Below are 17,720 nucleotides of genomic sequence, written 5' to 3' on the forward strand. Positions count from 1 at the left end.
TATCCGGTTCGGACACCAGCCCCTCTCTCCCCGTCACTAAACGGGGAGAGATGTCCGGCAGGACAGTGAGGGGCAGCGCTAACGCCAAAGATTGCTGCGTTCGGCCGCAAACTCATGACGCCTTGGCGCAGCAGGAGCAATCGCGCCGACCCTAAACCCCATCTCCATCGACAAACGCCAGCACCACCACGCGCGGGGCAAGGCAGTAGGCGAGGCTGATCTTGCGGCCTGTCTTCGTCGTCGCCTGGCCTGCGCTGAGGTCGACGGTGATGTCCTCATAGCCCAGCACCTCGCGATCGAGCGGATAGACGGCCTTGTAGACGGCTTCCTTGGCGGCAAAGAGGATGCGGCCGGCAAGATGCCGGTCCGCCGCGTCCATCCGGTCCGCAGGGGTTGCAACGAGCGTGAAGATGTCGTCGGGGAGAGGCTGCGCGGGCTCGACGTCTATACCCAGCGAGCTGATGTGGCCAACGGGGGCAACCGCCGCCACGGCCATGTCGTCGTCATGGGCGAGTGACCCCGTTATCCCATCGGGCCAGAGCGGCGCGCCCGTTGGCGCGCGCAGGATGGCGACGTCGCTGACGCCAAGCTCCGCCAGCAGCCCGTGCGCGATCCACCGGACCGCGCCGCTGGCCCGCCGCATGGCAGGCTGGCGCGCGGGGATGGAGTGCGCTTCCTCGGGCAAGAGATGGGCCTCGTCGCCGTCGCGTATCACCCGGCATCCGATCCGGACGCCGCCGGGCGCGATGGCGATCATCGCCTGCAGCAGGGATGTCTGCGCAAGCGCGATTTCAGGCGGCTGCGTCACGGATCGTCCGTCCGTGCGGCGAGGGCGAGATCGGCGATCATTTCTCCGTCCTCGTCGAGCCCTTCTTCGACGAAACCGGCGGCGCGATAGAGGCTTCGTGCCGCTTCATTGTCCGGTTCGTAGCAGATTGAAACGTGGCTGACGTGGCCGAGCCCTTTGATTTCGTCCAGCACTTCGCGCAACGCGGCCTTGCCGTAGCCTCTGCCCTGAGAGGCGCGGTCGATCATGAAACGGTAAATGCGCGCCTCGTCGTCATCGCGTGGCGCCTCGTACATCAGGAACCCGACGACACGATCGCCTGCCATCACGACGCGCGGCCGCGCGTCTTCGTCAGTTTCGGCTTCTTCCAGGGAGTCCGCATTGCCGGCGACGAAATCCATCTGGTCTGGAGCGAGCTCCAGGGCCGCGACCAGGGCCCGGTTGGCCTCGGTCACGGCAACGAGACGGATGTCTGCGGTCTTCAAGCCGATGCCTTCTTCAAGCCGACGCCTTGGAACCATCGTCGGTGATCGGCTCGACGAAGCGATGCAGCTTGGCCGGGTTGCCGCGCCAGATCGAATTGGGCTCCAGCTCTTCGCCCTTCATGACGAAGGAGTCGACATCGACCACCGACCCTTCGCCCATCACGACGCCGTAGTGGACGAAGGCTGAGGGTCCGAGCGTGCAGCCCTTGCCGATGCGGATGAAGTCGGACTTGAACGCGCCTTCTTCCAGCGAATGGGCCTGGATGACGCAGCCCTCGTTGAGGGTGGCGTCGTCGCCGATCTCCACCAGCGAGCGTTCGGTCAGATTGCTGCCGCCGTCATAGACACGGCTGCCGACCTTGACGCCCAGCAGGCGCAGGATCATCGGCCGGAACGGTGTGCCGGCGAACAGGCGCACGATCGGCGAATCGGCGAGCTTCCAGTGGCGTTCGTGGCGCCAGAACGCGACGTCGTAGATCGTCGTCATCTGCGGCTTCAGCCTGCCAAAACCAAGGCTTGCCCGCTCGACCAGGATGTAGAACGGAATGGTGATCGCCGAGGTCAAAAGCACGGCGACGAACAGCGCGACCTCCGCCCATTCGGTGTAGTAGTTCAGCGCCCGGTCCCAGATCGCCAGCGTGGCGAACAGCATGACCCATTGCGTTGCCACGAACAGGAGGATCGTCACCATGTTGTGACGGTTCTTCAGCGGGATGCGCCGGCGCCGGTCCGCCTCGTCGATGCCGGCGATAAGCTCCTTGTCGCGGTTCACCATGCGCGGGATTTCAAAGGCAGGCGAACCCAAGAGCCCGACATTCTCGCGCAGCGGCCCGTCGATGGGGATCATCACTTTGGTGCCGAGCAGGACGTTGTCGCCCGTGCGCCCATCCGGCGGATAGTAGATGTTGTTGCCGAGATAGTTGCGCTCGCCTATGCGCGTCGGCTCGAGCCGGAAGGCGGAGGCGGATTTGTGCATGTTGATCATGAACAGTCCGTCCGACACCATGGTCTCGGTGCCGATCTCGCACAGAAGCGGGTTTTCGTGCTGCTGGTTGCTGCCGAAGTTGGAACCGGTCTGCACCACCTTGTTGAGGTTCCAGCCGATGGCCCTGATGTAATGCACGATTGCCGAGCTGTCGCCGAACAGGAGGCCGAGCACGCGGGAATTGCTGGTGAATTCGGCGACGGTCTGCAACCAGTAGCGGAAGCCGTAAAGCGTGTAGGTGCGGCCTGGCTTCAGGATCAGGTTCGTCAAGCGCGGCACCAGCGTCGCCGCCAGAAAAGCCACGGCGATGTAGCCGAACAGCGTGACCGTGGTGCCGATCGCGACAATGCCGATCGTCTCCTGATAGTCGTCGCCGACATTCTCCCAATAGCTGTGGAACAAAAGCGGCAAGGGGGTGACGATGGCAAACAGGCCAATCAACTGGACCGCTTCGAAGAGGAAGCGCCGGATGTTGGAAGGATCGACATTGCGCACCTTGCAATAATCCGCCGTGGTCGGCACGGCCGGCGATCCATGCCAGCGTTCGCCGTCCGGGATGCTTTGCCCGCGGTGCAGCGAGGACGAATGGCCGAGCTGGGCGCCGTCGCCGATCCGCGTGTCGATGTCGAGCGTGGAGCCGACGCCCACGAAGGCATCGCGGCCGATGGTCAGCGGCCCGGTGTGGATATAGCCGGACTGGGCCCTGAAGCCGAGGATCATCGATTCCTTGCGCAGGATGGTGTTGGCGCCGATGGAAATGAGATCCGTGCAGACGGGCACGGATTTCGATTCGATGACGGCGTTCTTGCCGAGCCTGGTGCCCAGGAGCTGGAGGTAGAAGCTGTAGAGCGGGCTGCCGCGGAACAGCACGACGGGTGCGGTGCGGATCAATGTCTTGACCACCCAGAAGCGGAAGTAGCGCAGGCCCCAGATGGGAAACGCCTCGGCCTTCCAGCGGCCGATGAGCACCCATTTGGCGATGACGGCAAAGCCCGACATGCCGAAGAACACGGCAGCCGAAAGCCCCACGCAGCGCAGGTAAAGCTGCAGCGGATCGTCGAGCGCGTCATACATCCAGTTGAGGCCGTCATTGATCGCCCACAGGGCGACATAGCTGTAGAGCCCGTAGAACAGCAGTTGCGCCGCGCCGCAGGTCCAGTAGGCAAAATTCGATGCCCGGCGGGTGAGGACGGGCTCGTTGGTGGCCGTCGTCATCTCGTCCACTACGCCCAGATGCCGCGCCAGGCGCGCCACGGTCGGATGGAGATAGATGTCGCGCATCGACGCCGTCGCCCATTCCTTCCTGGTGCGCACGCGCGCGCAGAAATGCGCCATCAGCAGCGAGTTGGCGCCGAGATCGTCGAAGAAATTGTCCTCGACGGACACCGCGTCGAATTTCAGCACCGTGGCCAGTGCCTCGGCCAGGAAACGCTGGTCGTCATTGCCGGGCGCCACCATGGTGCGATCGGCCGAAAGCCGGATGCTTGTCGGTTTCGGCAGCTGGCGCAGGTCCACCTTGTTGGAGACCGTCATCGGGATCGCAGGCAGTTCCTCCAGATAGGAGGGCACCATGTAATCGGGCAGCCGCCGCTTCATCGTCTGGGCGAGATCGGCGCGGGAAATCGCCGCTACGCCGGCTTTAAGCGCATAGTAGGCGACGAGTTCGACGCGGCCGGGCTCGATCTCCCAGGTGGTGACGGCAGCCTGCGCGATCTCCGGCTGGTCGAGCAGCACCGCTTCGATCTCGCCGAGCTCGATGCGGTAGCCGCGGATCTTCACCTGGGTGTCGATGCGGCCGGCGTATTCGATCTCGCCACTGTCGTTGATCCGGCCAAGGTCGCCCGTCCGGTAGATGCGCTTCGACGGGTTGTTCGGCAGGCCGACGAAATCGGCGACGAATTTCTGCTCGGTCAGGTCCGGCCTGTTGAGATAGCCGACCGCGAGCCCGATGCCGGCGATGCCGATCTCGCCCAGTTCGCCCGGCTCGGCAAGTTGCGGCAGCGAAGCGTCGAGAATGACGATCGAATAGGTCGGCAGCGGCGCGCCGATGGTGACGGGACTGTCCGGCGTCAGCGCGCCCATGGTTGCGGTGACGGTCGCCTCGGTGGGGCCATAGGTGTTGAGGATCTGGCGCCCCGGCTTCGACCAGCGCACCACCAGATTGTGCGGGCAAGCCTCGCCGCCGACCAGAAGCGTGCGCAGGCTGGGCACATCTGATGTCATCGACGACAGCAGCGTCGGGCTGCAGGCCATGCAGGTGATGTCGTGGTGGCGCAGGAAGTCGGCCAGTTCCTCGCCCACCAAAGGCATCTGGCCGGGTGCGGGCACCACCGTCGCGCCGGCGACAAACGGCACCCAGATTTCTTCGGAGGAAAAGTCGAAGGCGATGGTCATGCCCTGATAGACACGATCGCCCGGCCGGTAGCCGTAGGAGGCGGCGGCGACGCGGATGAAGTTGACGAAGCTCTGGTGCCTGATGACGACGCCCTTGGGCTTGCCTGTCGTGCCGGAGGTGTAGAGGATGTAGCAGGTGTCGTCCGAAGTCTTCGCATGCGGCTTTAGCGGCGCGTCGGACTGTTTGGAGATCTCGGCAGCCGCGCTGTCGATCAGCAGATGCGGAACCGGCAGTTGACCGGCGCGCGACGCATAGGCGGCGATGGTGACGATCAGGCTCACGCCGGCGTCTTCGATGATGAGCGTCATCCGCTCCTCGGGAAACGCCGTGGCCAGCGGCACGAAGGCGGCACCCGCCTTCATCACCGCGAGCAGCGCGACATAGGTCTCCGCCGAGCGGTCGAGAATGAGCCCGACGCGGTCGCCCGGCCGCACGCCGCGCTTGACCAGCAGGCGGGCGAACTGGTTGGCGCGGCTGTCCAGCTCCTGATAGGTCCAGACGCGCCCGTCGGAGATCACCGCCGGCAAGGCGGCGAATGTCTGTGCGAGCTGTTCGAAGACCGTATCGAGCCGCTCACCGGGCTGACCCTGCCGGGCAAAGTCGGCGCCCGTCAGGATTTGCCCGCGCGCGGCTGTTGCGGAGTCGCGAGCGATCCTTGCGATCGCATCGACGTTTGCCAGGCCGCTTTCCAGCTCACTGCCCGATCGATCCCTGTCCAGTCCGGCGATATCGAGACCGTGATCCATTTCCATACTTTCCCGTCCTGGCCGGGAATCGCCCGGCGCGGCCATTTTCCCGGCCGTTGCGGGGCGGTTATGCCATCCGATCTTTTCGCCAGTTTTTCCGAACTGTTGAATATTGTTTCTGGAGTGTGTCTGGGCGCGGTTCCCAGCTTCCGCCTGAGGGCTGCGAACTCAGGTCAACACAAGGCCTGACGCCGGCCAGTCCGGCGGTGTCGGCAGCTTTGTTCCGCCGGCTTTTCGATAGGAATTTATTCTTTACATGGTGAGGGCAACTATGCTACACATTTGTCCACGGTGCTGATTTGCGCCAGCGACCCGCCGTGCAGGCGGGTTTTTCAACCAACATGCTGGCGAAGCTCCGAAGGAACCCGCTAACCCGGATTCGTTGCGCTGCTCCCCCCTTGTTGGCCCTTGGGAGGAGGGCGAAGCCTCCGCCGTCGAGCTCCACGGCGCCCCCCTCTGCCCTGCCGGGCATCTCCCCCACAAGGAGGGAGATTGGCCGATACATCCGCTTTCGCCAATTTTTCAACGTTGCAAGAAAAACGCCGGCGCCGAAGCTGCCAATCTCCCCACAAGTGGGGGAGATGGCCGGCAGGCCAGAGGGGGGCGCCGTAGGGCGCCAACCTTCGTGCGGGCCTTCGCCCGACGATCACGCAAATTTTTTGGATCGTTCGGATCGGCGCGGCGTTCTTCCCTGACGCAACCGGAGGAATTGATATGGGCGACGAACGGCACGAAAAGATCCAGCAGCGCGCATACGAGATCTGGCAACGCGAAGGCGGCCTTCACGGCGACCCGGAGCGGCACTGGCACCAGGCCGAGGCCGACATCGACAGGGAAGCCGCGCTGCCGGAAACCGGCGAGATCGCCAGCACCGACGTGCTGGCGGTCGAGGCGCTGGCGGTGCGCACCGGCCTATCGGGCGACGAGGCGCAAGCGCTGATCGACCGCCTGGGCAAGGACCGCGCGGCGGTCGAGCAAGCCGCCCGCAGCCTCAAGGCCAAGCGGAAATCCTGATCAGCCTGGGAGAGCGAGATGATCCGGAAACTGAAAGACGGAAAATACCGGCTGTATTCACGCAAGAAGGACGAAAAGACTGGGAAACGGCGGAACCTGGGGACGTTCGACAGCCGCGAGGCGGCGGAGAAGCACGAGCGGGAGGTGCAGTATTTCAAGCGGCATTGAGGGCGCCGCTGTTCGCAGCGCAGGCAAGCCGCAGGCGTGGTGGCAACCCTCTACTACAGCGTCCGTGCACTCTGCCAAAGCCAGATTGCGAGCGAGCCGGATCGCCCACGGATCTGTGTTTCCACGGGCCCTTTCAGGGTACCGGATTGGAACAACGCGCACTCGCGGCCGGCGGCATCAAGCATTATGTCACTCACCGCGACTTCGGCGTTCTGGTCGGCCGCGATCTCCATCAAGCGACTGGCAACGTTGACTGTGTCACCTATGGCTGCGATGTGCTGACGGCCTTCGCTGCCGAGCCGAGAGGCTACGATTGTTCCGTGGTGGGCTCCAATCTTGAAGCCGAGCCGGGAAGCGGTCGATGCAGGCAACGAGGCGAGCCAATCGTTGGTGCGGCTGGAGAGCCCCACACAACAGCGGGCGGCATTGAAGGCGTCATTTGTCGCTGGTTCCGGCAGACCGAACAGGATCATGGCTCCGTCACCCATGAAATTCGTGACGACGCCACCGCAACTCGTCACTTCTTCGCCGACCAACGCATGAAAACCGTTCAGGAGCTCGCGTGTGGCGACCGGTCCCAATGTTTCACTCAGTCCGGTGAAGCCGGACAGATCAATGAACAGGATGGCGGCGTCTACCCGGACGGGGTCCGAGAGGAAGTCGCCATGCTTGGCCAGCCACTCCCCCATGCCTGGGGCTTCAACGCGTTGAAGCAATTGGCTCTGCGTTGCGAAAAATTGGGCCCGGCTCCTGCCCAGCCAAAGCTGCATGGCCCCGTACAAGATAGCCGGCGGAACGGCGGCGGTCATCGGCAACGCGGCGCTCAGCCAGATGTGGTGCGAGAAAGCGGTCATGTTGACCACGAACCAGATCAGGACCACGCCGGCGATCGCCGCGAGGCCGGCGGCGTTTCGCCGCCATGCCAACAGCCCGACAAGGATCATTGGCAGCACCACTGCAAAGCCGGCATCCGCAAGCCGAACATGCTGGTCTCGCACAATTGCGTCGCCGGCCATCAGATGGGCAATCGCCGTCGATATGACTTCGACGCCCGGCAGTATGGGATCGAACGGTGTCGGGAAAACATCGCCGGTGCCGGTTGCCGTTGCTCCGATCACAACAATTCGATCTCGGATCGTGCCGGGATCGAATTGGCCGTCCAGAACGGTCGCCGCGCTGATCGTGCGGATCGTGCCGCGGGGACCATAGAATGTCAGGGGCAGGATGTGACCAATGTCCGTCCGAATAGACCGTCCGCCCAGGGATAGATGATCGGCTGCGATTTCCGGATCCTCTCCCGCTGCCATGGCGGCAACACGCAAGGGGAAAGACGCTTCCAGCCGATCTCCGGCCCGAAACAGCAACGGCACGAACCGGGGCGTTCCCGTCTTGTCGGTGGCCACGTTCACGACGCCGACAGCCGCAACATCCGAGAACGCTTTCAGGGGCCACAGGAACCGCTCGGCATTCGGCACGCCGGCGATGGGTCCTTCGCCCACCGTCCATTGTTTGCCTCCGGGGTAGACCGCCGCGGCAGCGATTACGCTTGCCCCCCCGCTCAGCGAACGCGCGAGCGCCTCATCATTGTCTTTTGCCCCGGGATCGACCAGCAGCAGGTCGAGCGCAATGGCTTTTGGTCCAAGCCGCGCTATCGTATCGACAAGCCGGGCAAGCGTGGCGCGGCTGAGGGGATATGCGCCCTCCTGCCGCACCGCGTCGTCGTCTATCGCGACAATGGTCATCAGCGCCGGTGGCTTTGCCGTTCCTCGAACAAGCGTTCGAAGATCGGTCATCGTTGCTTCGACGCGATCGAGAAACCACAGATGACCGCGCCAGTGCGCGAAGCCCAGGCCGGCGCCCCAAAGACCCGCCAGGATGAGCGCGATCAGTGTCGGAAGCGCTCGCCTGCTCACGGCGGCTCACTGGCCGAAACGGGCCAGCAATGCGGAAACACGCTTGGCGGGCCAGCGCTTGACGGTCAGTGGTCCTGTGCCGGCCCCGACGTCGACGCCTTGGCCCGGCGCCAGCACCACGCCGGCACTGGACGCCGGCCGGTTAACGGCGACGCGACCTCTGAGGACAAGAACGGACGTCTTGCCCTGGCCAACGTCGACTGCCCATTTGGTGCCTCGCGCCGCGGCGATCGCCTGCGGGGTGACAACCGCGAAGCCACCCGGGACCGAGCCGGCCGGAGCATCGAGCAGCAGCGCCTTGCGCCGCAACCTGACCGTATCGACCTTGCCGTTTCGATCACGGTCCAACAGCGTAAAACGAGCCCCACCTTCCGCAGTGATGGTAATGCCTCCGCGACATCTGAGAATCTGTCGGGACGTGCCGGCCAACGGCTTGAACGTACACCCTGCGTCCTGCGCCAGGGCGGCATCCACCCAGAAGACACCGGCAAACAGGCCAGCCACAAGGCCACGGAAAAATCGACCTCTCGCGCTCATCAACGCCTCCTTGCTCTTGCGAAAATAGGCGGCAGGAAAATCCGCCAGCCTGGCAGCATGCTTGCGAACCGGCATTTGCAGCCGCGATGCGCTGAGGGATGCCGACCGGCGATCCTAGCACGACAAACCCGCTCCGACACCAAGCAAGGCCCCGGCCGCGATGCGAATATCGAGGAATATCAGGCGGCGATGTTTGCGGCCAATGACACGGTCGAGGCGCTGGGGACCGGCAATGGCGGAATCTGGGGACGTTCGATACGCGCGAGGCGGCGGAGAAGCATGAGCGGGAGGTGCAGTATTTCAAGCGGCATTGAACGATGCACCGTTGACCAATTGCCATGCCGCGCGGCTGCGTCGGCATGACAATTGTCGCCACTTCGCTGGCCTCCTGCGGGTTTCCCGGCTCTTCTCAAACGATCTTGACGTGCCGCGTCACCTGGCCATTGCTCTCCCAGTATGTGTGCTTCTTGGCAATCAAGGGATCGTCCATTGCTGGCTGAACCTGTCCCGTGGTGCTGACCGCGCGCGAGGTCACCGTGTGTTCTCCCGGCGAGGGGTTTGCCCAGGGCAGGGACCAGATTTTCCAGGCGTGTTCGGCCTCCTCGCTGTGGTCGATGGTCGCCGGCGCCCAGGGCGCTTGATCGATTTGCACTTCGACCCGCTCGATCGGTGCCCCCCAGGCTGCCCCGACGATAGCGTAGTCCGAGCCTTTCTTGGTGACCTTCGCGGGTGCCGACTTCAGCAGCGCCCGGCCCACCGAGGTCTCGGCCCATACGGTCTCGCCATTGTGGTCCTCCTCCCGGATGGTGACATAGTCGCGGGCCATCAGAAGGCTCATGAAGCGGGTGTCGCGAACCTCGATGCGCTTCAGCCACTTGACGTTGGCGATCCCGTACCAGCCCGGAGCAATGAGCCGCAGCGGGGAACCGTTGGCCGCCGGCAAGGCGGCGCCGTTCATTTCATAGCAGAGAAGATTGTCGGGATTCATCGCGTCGGCGAGCGACATGCTGCGCGCGAAATTCTGCTTCATCTTCACGTCGCGTATTGCGACCTCGCTTTCGTCAGTGCCGAAAAAGACGACCTCGATGCCCTCTTTCAGAACGCCGGCTTCCTCGAGGATCGGCGCCAGCGGCGTCCCTGCCCATTTGGCATTGCCGATGCCGCCGGTGAAAAAGGGAAAACCGTGGTTGCCCGAGCATTCCACCGTGAAAACGACCTCCTGGCGCGGCCGCGCCCTGATGTCGGCGAGCGTCAGCTTCAGGGGCTTCTTGACCAGGCCCTCGATCTCCATGGACCATGTCTTCTCGTCGATCGTCGGTCGATTGAAATGCGAGATGCTGAAGAACTTGTCGTTTGGCGTTATCCAGCTGTCCAGATCCTCCCAGACAAGCTGCGTCTTGATGCCTTCCGGATTGGGGTTTTCGGTCGGCTGATCCAGCCACGGAACAACTTCCTCGCCCGCCTGTGTTGGAAAAGCGTAAGCGCGACGCGAAAGAGCAGCGATTGCGACAAGAGCCGCGCTTCCTTGAACAAGAAGTTCTCTGCGTTGAATGCTGTGCATGTTGTTTACCTCCCAGTTGATCCGGAACAGGCTGCAACGTGCGTTAGGCCGTAGCCTGATCACGGATAGGCGACACAATGAAAGCTATGCCCAGCCGGAAGTATCCGGATAGGTCAGACAATCACCGACGCACCTCAAGCATGTGAAGTGTTGGGCGAAACTCTGGCATGCGTTTCGCAACCCAAGAGTGCGCCTTTGAAAAGGACGTGTCCACAACTTGGACGGGACATGACAATTTTGTGGCGTACCAAGAGCGATTTCCTGTCGTGCCATTGCTGCTCAAATCGCGACAGGTCGGCCGGCTTCGGTGGGGCGCACAAGGGCGGAGGCGCCGAGCCGGTCGAAGCCGGGATCGTCGGGTGTGGGCAGCGACCGCACTGCCACCAAGCGGAAATCCTGATCGGGGCCAAGCCAGGGAGCGAGATGATCCGGAAACTGAAAGGCGGAAATACCGCCTCTATTCACGCAAGAAGGACGAAAAAACCGGCAAGCGGCGCAACCTCGGCACGTTCGATACCCGCGAGGCGGCGGAGAAGCATGAGCGCGAGGTGCAGTATTTTAAACGGCATTGAGGGGGTGGTGTGCTGGCTAGGCAGCCGCGCTTTGCGACGGCGATTCCCAGCGGAGACTTTGCGATTTGGTCGCAATCACCACCACCAGAAACCGGGACGCTTTGAGTCGTCCTCATCGGCCGCACCATCGAAAAGGATCAGACGATCATGATCCGACAAACCGAGCTTGCCTTCAGCGTCGGGATCCGAGATTTTTCTGCGCAAATATGAGAGACAGATCAAAACGCGCCGGTTAATATCCCAGTATCCTGCTGTGTTGAACCTTGGCAGATCGGATGACAACATTCGATATACATCATCCGGGAGCGCACCCCTCAGAATTACTGGTCGCAATTCAGGAAGCACCGTCGCGCACAACTTCCAGGTACCCTCGGAGTCTTCGTCTAACGCTGTCCGTAATAGATACCCCTGGAGACGTACGCGATCATCGCCGTGGAGGTCATCGGGTAGGGAAGCGAAAATAATAGCCCATTCCTCCGCACGAGGACCAACGCGGCGAGGATACTCCATGTATGCAATACCCAACGCGACGCGAGACCATGAGCGTTCCGTTCGGGGCCATCCGGCAGCAAAGATGGCTTCCGCATGCGAAGGCCAGAGGCTTTTCCATGCGGAAGCGATTTCGCTGTGAGCGCCAGAGTTTAGTGCAGCCTTGAAGAATCGCTCCGGATCCCGCCGGACAAGCTTACTGTTCTTGGCGGCTCCCAAATCTCGGCGCACTGCTTCCGATGCCAGTGCGTCCTCCGCTGAAGTCGCCGGATAAATATCGAGTAGCTCGGTGAGTTGGTCGTTTGACAGGAGGGTTGCCGCGTCCAGATTGACCAGATCAGGTCGAGCGCGAAGGACTGGCATCAGGAACCGTTGAGGGAACGAGTGCGATAGCGTTGATGCATCGGCACCAGTCACTATAGCGTTTTCGAGATCGTTCTTCCAAGGAGCCAGCGCGTCATAGTGTAGGTCGAGAAAGTGTGCAACCGCTCCGATTGCGACGCGATCCAGATCTTGAAATCGCTGAGCCACAACGCCAGCAGGAACGATTTGGTGCGCGTTCTCGTCTGCAAGCACCTCCAGCAGACCAATCGGCGAGATTGGTGGCGAGAGCGACGGGGAGGCGGCGGGGATTCCAAGGATGTCCCTTTTGAGAATCTGGCCGTCGTCAGGATCGGCCAGAGATCGAAAAACTCGTAGAGCATGTTCGGTGGGGATATTTTGATGTCCGCGCCCGAGCAGAAACAACTCCACCAGCATCCGATAGCTGGTTCGCGCCGCTGCAATATCCCGACCATATCGCCATAAGAAGCGACGGAGATCCGTGACGTGGCACGTTGCTGCATCACGGGCGGCAATAAGCGCCCAATCAGATGAGGTGCCGCCGGGTTTTTCGGTCTCACTGGGCGAACTTAGCTGAACATCGTAATGGACCAAGTCGCTTTTCCGACGCTCTGTGCGGGCGGTGCGAAATGCGAACGCCGCGCGTAGTCTTGGCCATTGTTGGGACCACATCGCCGTCACGATCCCTTCCGCCGCCTTCTGATCCAAGGTCGCGGACAATAGTGCGGGCCGCCCCGAATAGTAGTCCTGAATTGCTTGTTGCAATTCGGCCTCGTCGATCGCGACGGGCTCAGTTGCTTTAGATCGCAGTGTTGCAGCTGAGCTATATACTTTGAAGTCGCCTTGGGGACGTCTGAAGTGTTGGAGCAAATCCTGCAGATTAGTTCGTGAACCAAGTATACGAGTGTCGAGCAACAGAACGTGACTCCACACGCAACCCGGCCTAGGCAACTCTGGCGCCAACCACGTCCTTATCAGGGCATAGCGTTTGGATTCCTCTAGAGGAACGCCGGTGATGTAGCTTTCATCCGGCCCCAGCTTCGTTCCCGTAGCAAGATCACTTGCTGCCGATAACCTATAAAGATCCGCTGCAGGAAGTCGAATGGAGGCTGCGATTTGCCTGTGTCCTTCCGAATAGCCAAAAAGGGCTTGGTCGACCCTATCGTAATCAGTGGGATTCATGATGTCGCCACCCAACCACCCAACCATAGCAGCGGGCATGTGAGATCGTGCTCGGTGACATCGGGACCAACGATTTTGATGCGGCGGCTGGGCGGCAGCACCTTTAAAAGTCGGTCTCGGTCGGGTCCGGGCCCATCCTCCTTCTTCGACAGACGACCGCCTTGAGCAGATACTCCATAGACACGTGCCGCGGTCGCGCCTTGACCACTCCGCAGATACTGATCAAGCAACGGCATCCGCTTCGCCAACCAAGCGTCGGCCGAAATTTCATCAGTTAGATCCCACGCGGAAACAATAACCGCCACGCGGGGGAGTTTGGCTTCGAACGGCGGTCTCTGCATTGCCTCCAGCAAGTCGACTATTCGAATCTGAAGTGGGGTATCTCTCGGATTCCATGGCGTATCTTCGACAGGGGCAGCACTCGCGTTCGAATTGTCTGCGGCTGACAACGATTCCTCTGCAGGTTCTTCGTCGAAATCTTGTGACCCAAGAGCATCTAGGATCGTCACGCCATCGATGTTTCGGTCGGCGCTCACGAATAGCAAAATGCCGGACGAATCCTTCACCAACGCGACAAGCTCGGGGGAACAAAGGCGACTGGCGAATGCGGTTTCGAATTGTTCTCCCGGTAGGTCGGTAAACTCTAGGGTCAGGTCCATTCCAGACGGCGGATGGTGCAAGTTGATCGAGACATCTTCCAATTGATCGCTTTTTGTCCGCTCGACTTCCCAACCTTCGGACCACGCCTGTGCGATCTCTTCGAGATATCTGAAGTCTCCGGAATGGTTTCCCTTCTCCAGCGCTACATTTAGCTCTCTGCTATCAAGCAAATGCCACAGTGCCGCCGCGAATGTGGATTTTCCGGAACGATGGAAGCCAAAGACCATATAACGGTGCGGGTTCACAGTTGCTCCAGTAGTTCAGTTTTGGCTAGAAGACGATCAATTTGCCGTGGTGTATTGGCCAGGCCATCAGGCAGAACGACTGGCAACGACAATGGGGCGGTCCACCGCCTCAACGCGTCGTCAAGCCCGACAAACCCCACGGTATGGTCTCTTTTAGGCAGTGCGCAGACCGGAAAGCACGCGACCTCTAGGTTCCTGCGCCCGAACTCCTCGACAATCTGATTTTCATATTCTGCTAAGTACTGAAGTTGGTCTTCGGCGTCGATCCGCGTCTTTGTGATGTCGAATTTCGTGGAAAGAACCTCCACAACAGGCTTATGAGCCAGCGCGCCATTATCGTTAAGAGCGTGGATCATCTGCTTGAATTTGCGTGTATAGGAGGCCCGCTGCTCGATCGACGCAATTCTTGCGCCGTCCAAGATAAAACAGATGCGCTCGGCAAGCGCGAGTTCGGACAAACTGGGAATCAGATCCGTCGCGGTACGTGCGAAGCTATAAGCTTCCCCCGATCGGTCAGACATCACAAGATCGACTACGCCGCCCGGCCTAGCCAACGCCAAATGAAAGAACGCCGTAGGGTCGTTCCGGCTTGTTCGGGGAACGGTTGGACTCGTTCTTTGCGAGTTCAAAAGGGCCAGATGATGGCGCTTTGCAAAGCCAACCAAAGTCCGGCTGCCAGCGAAGGTCATCCCTGCGAATGGGCCCTTGCAATACATCTCGTAGATGGATGCTAAAAGAGTGGTCTTGCCTGCTTTGTGCTCACCCACCAAAGCGACCGTGCGAATCTGCCGCTGGCGGGCGAATACGGCGACGTCGTCCATATGCATGACATCGCCAGAAACAATGCGGACCGGAGCGCTTCTCTCTAGTTGCGCTTCTGCTTCGTCGTCGGGAATTACGGCCTCGGTCTCATGCTGCGCGTAGTTGGGGCAGCTCTCAACCGGATCGTTGCCAAGCTTACATTTGCCAGTTGATTGAACCGGACAATCTGGGATCGAACACAGGCTAGTAACAGTGTTCATTGCCCGAGGCCGCCATATCCGATCAAGAGACGTTCGCGGAATGCCTGAACGGCCAGTTCGTAGTGGGAGACTTCGATCGTGGGAATTGTTCCGAGCAAACTACCGAGAACTTCGGTCCAATCCTTAGTCCCTCGTTCCGCTGCGAGATTGATTGCAGCCTGAACCGGAAAGAGCGGCCTTGCTCCTGCCGGTAGAGGTTTGACCAGACGCGACAGGTTTTTGGCGTCTACTCCTTCAACGGACAACTTCAAAGACGTCTTCGTGTTGCCGTTCTTACCCAATGCTCTGCGGAGCAGCCCATATGCGCCGTATGGCCCAGGGATCGAGCGGACAAGACCACCAAGTTCTGCGGCCGAAGCCAAGGCGATCGCAGGCACGCTCAAGCCAGTGCGAGGCACGTCGAGGAGTTCGCTCCAGTCGCCGATATACCACCATAGCATATCGACCTCTTCGGCGAGCCTCGTCGAATCGCCCCTTAGCGACGCGATGGCCTCGTTCGCCGCATTGGCCATTTTGGCTGACCCTTCTCGCAGGTCGGCCGATAGCGCATCCAGCGCAGTTCGAACTATAGGCCCTTGGAAGTTGTTTTGGGCGGCGTCGAGTTCCGCGTTAATGTCCTTTGCCGGCGGCATAGCGACCTTCTTGTCCATGAAAGCTATCCGGCGCTCGCCGGCGGATGCGCTTATCGCGTCGTGCGCTTCTTCCAGAAGATTGCTTCCGCCAGCGGGTTCGCGCTTGCCGCAGTAGGATGCGACCAAGCTTGCGAGCGAACATTGGATGCCGCTACGCCACACCAGATCACGGAGCAATAGCGTGGCGAGACGCGCCGCCTCCGCCTTGTCAATATCGAGGGAGAAGTGGATATCCGCTGCCTTGATAGTCTTCTCGAACCACTCTGCGGTAGCTTCCCTGTCAAAGGGTAGACCGAGCGCTATGCGGCAAAGGTCGTAGACCTTGTCCATGTTTTTTAGTAGAAGATAGAGCTTCTCGTGAGCTTTTTGCCGAGCTTCAACGACTTCGCGTGTCGATGTAGGCGACGCGATCCTGTATGCTTCCAGAAACTTGAATTCCTTCTTGCCCATCAGGCTTCCCCCTGCCCAGCCAAAATTTTGTCGACTAGATCGTTTAGCTGCCCCAGTTTCCCGTCTTCTTGACTTCGGCGGACAGCATTAATCGCCAGTTCGTAATCTTTTAGGTCCCTGTCGCCCGACCTGTCGAGTTGCAGTCTCGAAATGACGCGCCGCTGTTCATGCTCCCTGAGCTTAAAAAGCTTGATCGTCACGCTCCGGACCGTGACGGGCTGCGCGCCTTCGGTGGTCATCGGTCTCTCCAGTATTTGCACAGCCTCGGTTCCCGTCTCCGCGGGCGCTGCTGGGGGAGTCCAGGCTGGCAACTCGAAGCGGTTTTCCCAAATCTCCTTGTCATCTGGGTCGTGGATGGCTTGGAATTGCGAAACCTCATGCATCCTGACCCAAAGTCTCACCCTGAGGAGTCGCTTTTCCCCTTTTTCGATTGAGACATCGATCCAGTTATAACCAGGTTTCCACTCAGTGTCGTCACGGTCAGGCTGTAGCGCCCCGGCCCGTATCCGCAGATACCTTTTGTTCTCATCCACACGGCGCGTGTGTTCGTGTCCAAAGAGTTGGATTTTTGCGACAGCGTTTACACGATCCTCGAACGCTTGCCTGTTTTTCAACCATCCGAAAGGATGATGGCACATCACAAGATGCGTCACGCCGTCCTCAACTTGGATTTGAGACGCGGCCGGGTCGATCAGCATTCGACCCTCCTTGTCGTTCGCATCAGATATCAATACCGTGTTGAAGCCCCACAATCTAAGCTTCGAGCCATCGTCGAGCGACAGATCTCGAGTGGCGAACGGTCGGCCCGGCATATCCTCAACTTGTGACCTCTTCTTCGTCTCGATGTAAGACCTCAGTGAGCAAAGAAACCGTGCCGCGAACCGGTTGTAGTTTTCGATCGGTCCAAAGATTACACCGGCTGAAATGCGATCCCGAAACCACCTTCTGATCTCGCCGTCGGCTTCCTTGGCGCCGATCTCTCGCAGCTGTTTCCTGGCGGCGATGAAAGCCGGTCCCACCTCTACGCTTCGGTCCACATCGTGATTGCCAGGCACAATGAAGACGCTGTCCATTGTGCAGCCGGCTGCAGGGCAGAGTTCGTTTTCTAACCACCTGTACGCGAAATCGTATTCAACCGCCTTACCCGCATAGGCGATATCCCCCGACAGCAACACGCCGTCAGCAGGACGCTCTATGCGTTGCCGCATGGCTTTGACATCGCGTATCATGTCGTTCCGGAGAGCCAGATTGGGATCGTCCGGTTGACCTACTTCGACCTGTTTGAAGTGTATGTCAGAGATGTGGATAAAGAGCATTTAGCAGCCATCAATTGCGAGTAAAAAGATTCGTCAGAATTCCTATATTTGAACAAATATTGGCTCGCCAGGCTACCAGTTTTTCTTTCAGACACAGTTTTCGCATGCCGATTGATGCCGTGAGAGATTTTGCTCGGCACCTCGCCAAGCAAACTCCACAATCTCGTCCTCACCTCGCGCTAAGCAATTGATGACGGGCATGGCGCATCAAGGCTACGC

The 17,720-nt window shown here is 60.5% G+C and carries 14 protein-coding genes; 3 read left to right on the top strand and 11 right to left on the bottom strand.

All coding sequences use genetic code 11. The features are described from left to right. Positions 1 to 151: 151 nt before the first annotated feature. Genes FCU66_RS03190 through FCU66_RS03200 form a run of 3 tightly spaced genes read right to left on the bottom strand, consistent with a single transcriptional unit; the run spans position 152 to position 5,404 of the window. The gene (locus tag FCU66_RS03190; RefSeq protein WP_136622813.1) at positions 152 to 757 is read right to left on the bottom strand and encodes a 4'-phosphopantetheinyl transferase family protein; all 606 of its coding nucleotides are present in this window, start codon (positions 755 to 757) and stop codon (positions 152 to 154) included. A 47-nt stretch (positions 758 to 804) separates the two neighbouring features. After that, a complete protein-coding gene (locus FCU66_RS03195) occupies positions 805 to 1,308 on the bottom strand; it encodes a GNAT family N-acetyltransferase (protein WP_136622812.1) in 504 nt (167 codons plus the stop codon). Further along, positions 1,286 to 5,404: a Pls/PosA family non-ribosomal peptide synthetase gene (locus FCU66_RS03200; protein WP_136622811.1), complete on the bottom strand. Its 4,119-nt coding sequence runs from the start codon at positions 5,402 to 5,404 to the stop codon at positions 1,286 to 1,288. The genes FCU66_RS03195 and FCU66_RS03200 overlap by 23 nt, the downstream gene beginning before the upstream one ends. 708 nt (positions 5,405 to 6,112) lie before the next feature. Here FCU66_RS03200 and FCU66_RS03210 point away from each other — a divergent pair. Both FCU66_RS03210 and FCU66_RS03215 read left to right on the top strand, forming a co-directional pair. After that, positions 6,113 to 6,412, top strand: coding sequence for a DUF2934 domain-containing protein (locus FCU66_RS03210; RefSeq protein WP_136621689.1), 300 nt, complete (start codon positions 6,113 to 6,115; stop codon positions 6,410 to 6,412). A gap of 18 nt (positions 6,413 to 6,430) precedes the next feature. After that, the gene (locus FCU66_RS03215; protein ID WP_127204769.1) at positions 6,431 to 6,580 is read left to right on the top strand and encodes a hypothetical protein; all 150 of its coding nucleotides are present in this window, start codon (positions 6,431 to 6,433) and stop codon (positions 6,578 to 6,580) included. Between the two features lie 53 nt (positions 6,581 to 6,633). Here the strand turns inward: FCU66_RS03215 and FCU66_RS03220 are convergent, their stop codons facing one another. The 3 genes from FCU66_RS03220 to FCU66_RS03230 form a co-directional block, all read right to left on the bottom strand. Further along, a complete protein-coding gene (locus FCU66_RS03220; protein ID WP_136621690.1) occupies positions 6,634 to 8,493 on the bottom strand; it encodes a CHASE2 domain-containing protein in 1,860 nt (619 codons plus the stop codon). Positions 8,494 to 8,499: 6 nt separating this feature from the next. Next, positions 8,500 to 9,030, bottom strand: coding sequence for a FecR domain-containing protein (locus FCU66_RS03225; RefSeq protein WP_136621691.1), 531 nt, complete (start codon positions 9,028 to 9,030; stop codon positions 8,500 to 8,502). Between the two features lie 409 nt (positions 9,031 to 9,439). Then, complete coding sequence (locus tag FCU66_RS03230) at positions 9,440 to 10,591, bottom strand: sulfite oxidase (protein WP_136621692.1); 1,152 nt, start codon at positions 10,589 to 10,591, stop codon at positions 9,440 to 9,442. Positions 10,592 to 10,950: 359 nt separating this feature from the next. Between FCU66_RS03230 and FCU66_RS03235 the strand changes: the two genes are divergently transcribed. After that, positions 10,951 to 11,163 (top strand): hypothetical protein, encoded by a 213-nt coding sequence (locus tag FCU66_RS03235; RefSeq protein WP_168992147.1) that lies wholly within the window; start codon positions 10,951 to 10,953, stop codon positions 11,161 to 11,163. 75 nt (positions 11,164 to 11,238) lie between these two features. Here the strand turns inward: FCU66_RS03235 and FCU66_RS03240 are convergent, their stop codons facing one another. From FCU66_RS03240 to FCU66_RS03260, 5 genes are read right to left on the bottom strand one after another with little or no spacing between them, the layout of a single operon-like run. Beyond that, positions 11,239 to 13,176 carry a GAP1-N1 domain-containing protein gene (locus tag FCU66_RS03240; protein WP_136621693.1) on the bottom strand — a complete coding sequence of 646 codons (1,938 nt, stop codon included), beginning with the start codon at positions 13,174 to 13,176 and terminating at the stop codon, positions 11,239 to 11,241. Continuing rightward, positions 13,173 to 14,081, bottom strand: coding sequence for a TRAFAC clade GTPase domain-containing protein (locus FCU66_RS03245; protein ID WP_136621694.1), 909 nt, complete (start codon positions 14,079 to 14,081; stop codon positions 13,173 to 13,175). The genes FCU66_RS03240 and FCU66_RS03245 overlap by 4 nt, the downstream gene beginning before the upstream one ends. Then, the gene (locus FCU66_RS03250; RefSeq protein WP_136621695.1) at positions 14,078 to 15,103 is read right to left on the bottom strand and encodes a TRAFAC clade GTPase domain-containing protein; all 1,026 of its coding nucleotides are present in this window, start codon (positions 15,101 to 15,103) and stop codon (positions 14,078 to 14,080) included. Before FCU66_RS03250 ends, FCU66_RS03245 begins: the two co-directional genes overlap by 4 nt. Next, complete coding sequence (locus tag FCU66_RS03255; protein WP_136621696.1) at positions 15,100 to 16,185, bottom strand: GTPase-associated system all-helical protein GASH; 1,086 nt, start codon at positions 16,183 to 16,185, stop codon at positions 15,100 to 15,102. Before FCU66_RS03255 ends, FCU66_RS03250 begins: the two co-directional genes overlap by 4 nt. Continuing rightward, a complete protein-coding gene (locus FCU66_RS03260) occupies positions 16,185 to 17,501 on the bottom strand; it encodes a metallophosphoesterase (protein ID WP_136621697.1) in 1,317 nt (438 codons plus the stop codon). The genes FCU66_RS03255 and FCU66_RS03260 overlap by 1 nt, the downstream gene beginning before the upstream one ends. Positions 17,502 to 17,720 lie beyond the last annotated feature (219 nt).

Source organism: Mesorhizobium norvegicum (assembly GCF_004919685.1).
GTDB classification, from domain to species: Bacteria; Pseudomonadota; Alphaproteobacteria; order Rhizobiales; family Rhizobiaceae; genus Mesorhizobium; species Mesorhizobium norvegicum.

Coding starts and splice junctions, on each gene's coding strand:
- FCU66_RS03190 (WP_136622813.1), bottom strand. CDS start 757: ATGATCGCCATCGCGCCCGGCGGCGTCCGGATCGGATGCCGGGTGATA.
- FCU66_RS03195 (WP_136622812.1), bottom strand. CDS start 1,308: ATGGTTCCAAGGCGTCGGCTTGAAGAAGGCATCGGCTTGAAGACCGCA.
- FCU66_RS03200 (WP_136622811.1), bottom strand. CDS start 5,404: ATGGAAATGGATCACGGTCTCGATATCGCCGGACTGGACAGGGATCGA.
- FCU66_RS03210 (WP_136621689.1), top strand. CDS start 6,113: ATGGGCGACGAACGGCACGAAAAGATCCAGCAGCGCGCATACGAGATC.
- FCU66_RS03215 (WP_127204769.1), top strand. CDS start 6,431: ATGATCCGGAAACTGAAAGACGGAAAATACCGGCTGTATTCACGCAAG.
- FCU66_RS03225 (WP_136621691.1), bottom strand. CDS start 9,030: ATGAGCGCGAGAGGTCGATTTTTCCGTGGCCTTGTGGCTGGCCTGTTT.
- FCU66_RS03230 (WP_136621692.1), bottom strand. CDS start 10,591: ATGCACAGCATTCAACGCAGAGAACTTCTTGTTCAAGGAAGCGCGGCT.
- FCU66_RS03240 (WP_136621693.1), bottom strand. CDS start 13,176: ATGAATCCCACTGATTACGATAGGGTCGACCAAGCCCTTTTTGGCTAT.
- FCU66_RS03250 (WP_136621695.1), bottom strand. CDS start 15,103: ATGAACACTGTTACTAGCCTGTGTTCGATCCCAGATTGTCCGGTTCAA.
- FCU66_RS03255 (WP_136621696.1), bottom strand. CDS start 16,185: ATGGGCAAGAAGGAATTCAAGTTTCTGGAAGCATACAGGATCGCGTCG.
- FCU66_RS03260 (WP_136621697.1), bottom strand. CDS start 17,501: ATGCTCTTTATCCACATCTCTGACATACACTTCAAACAGGTCGAAGTA.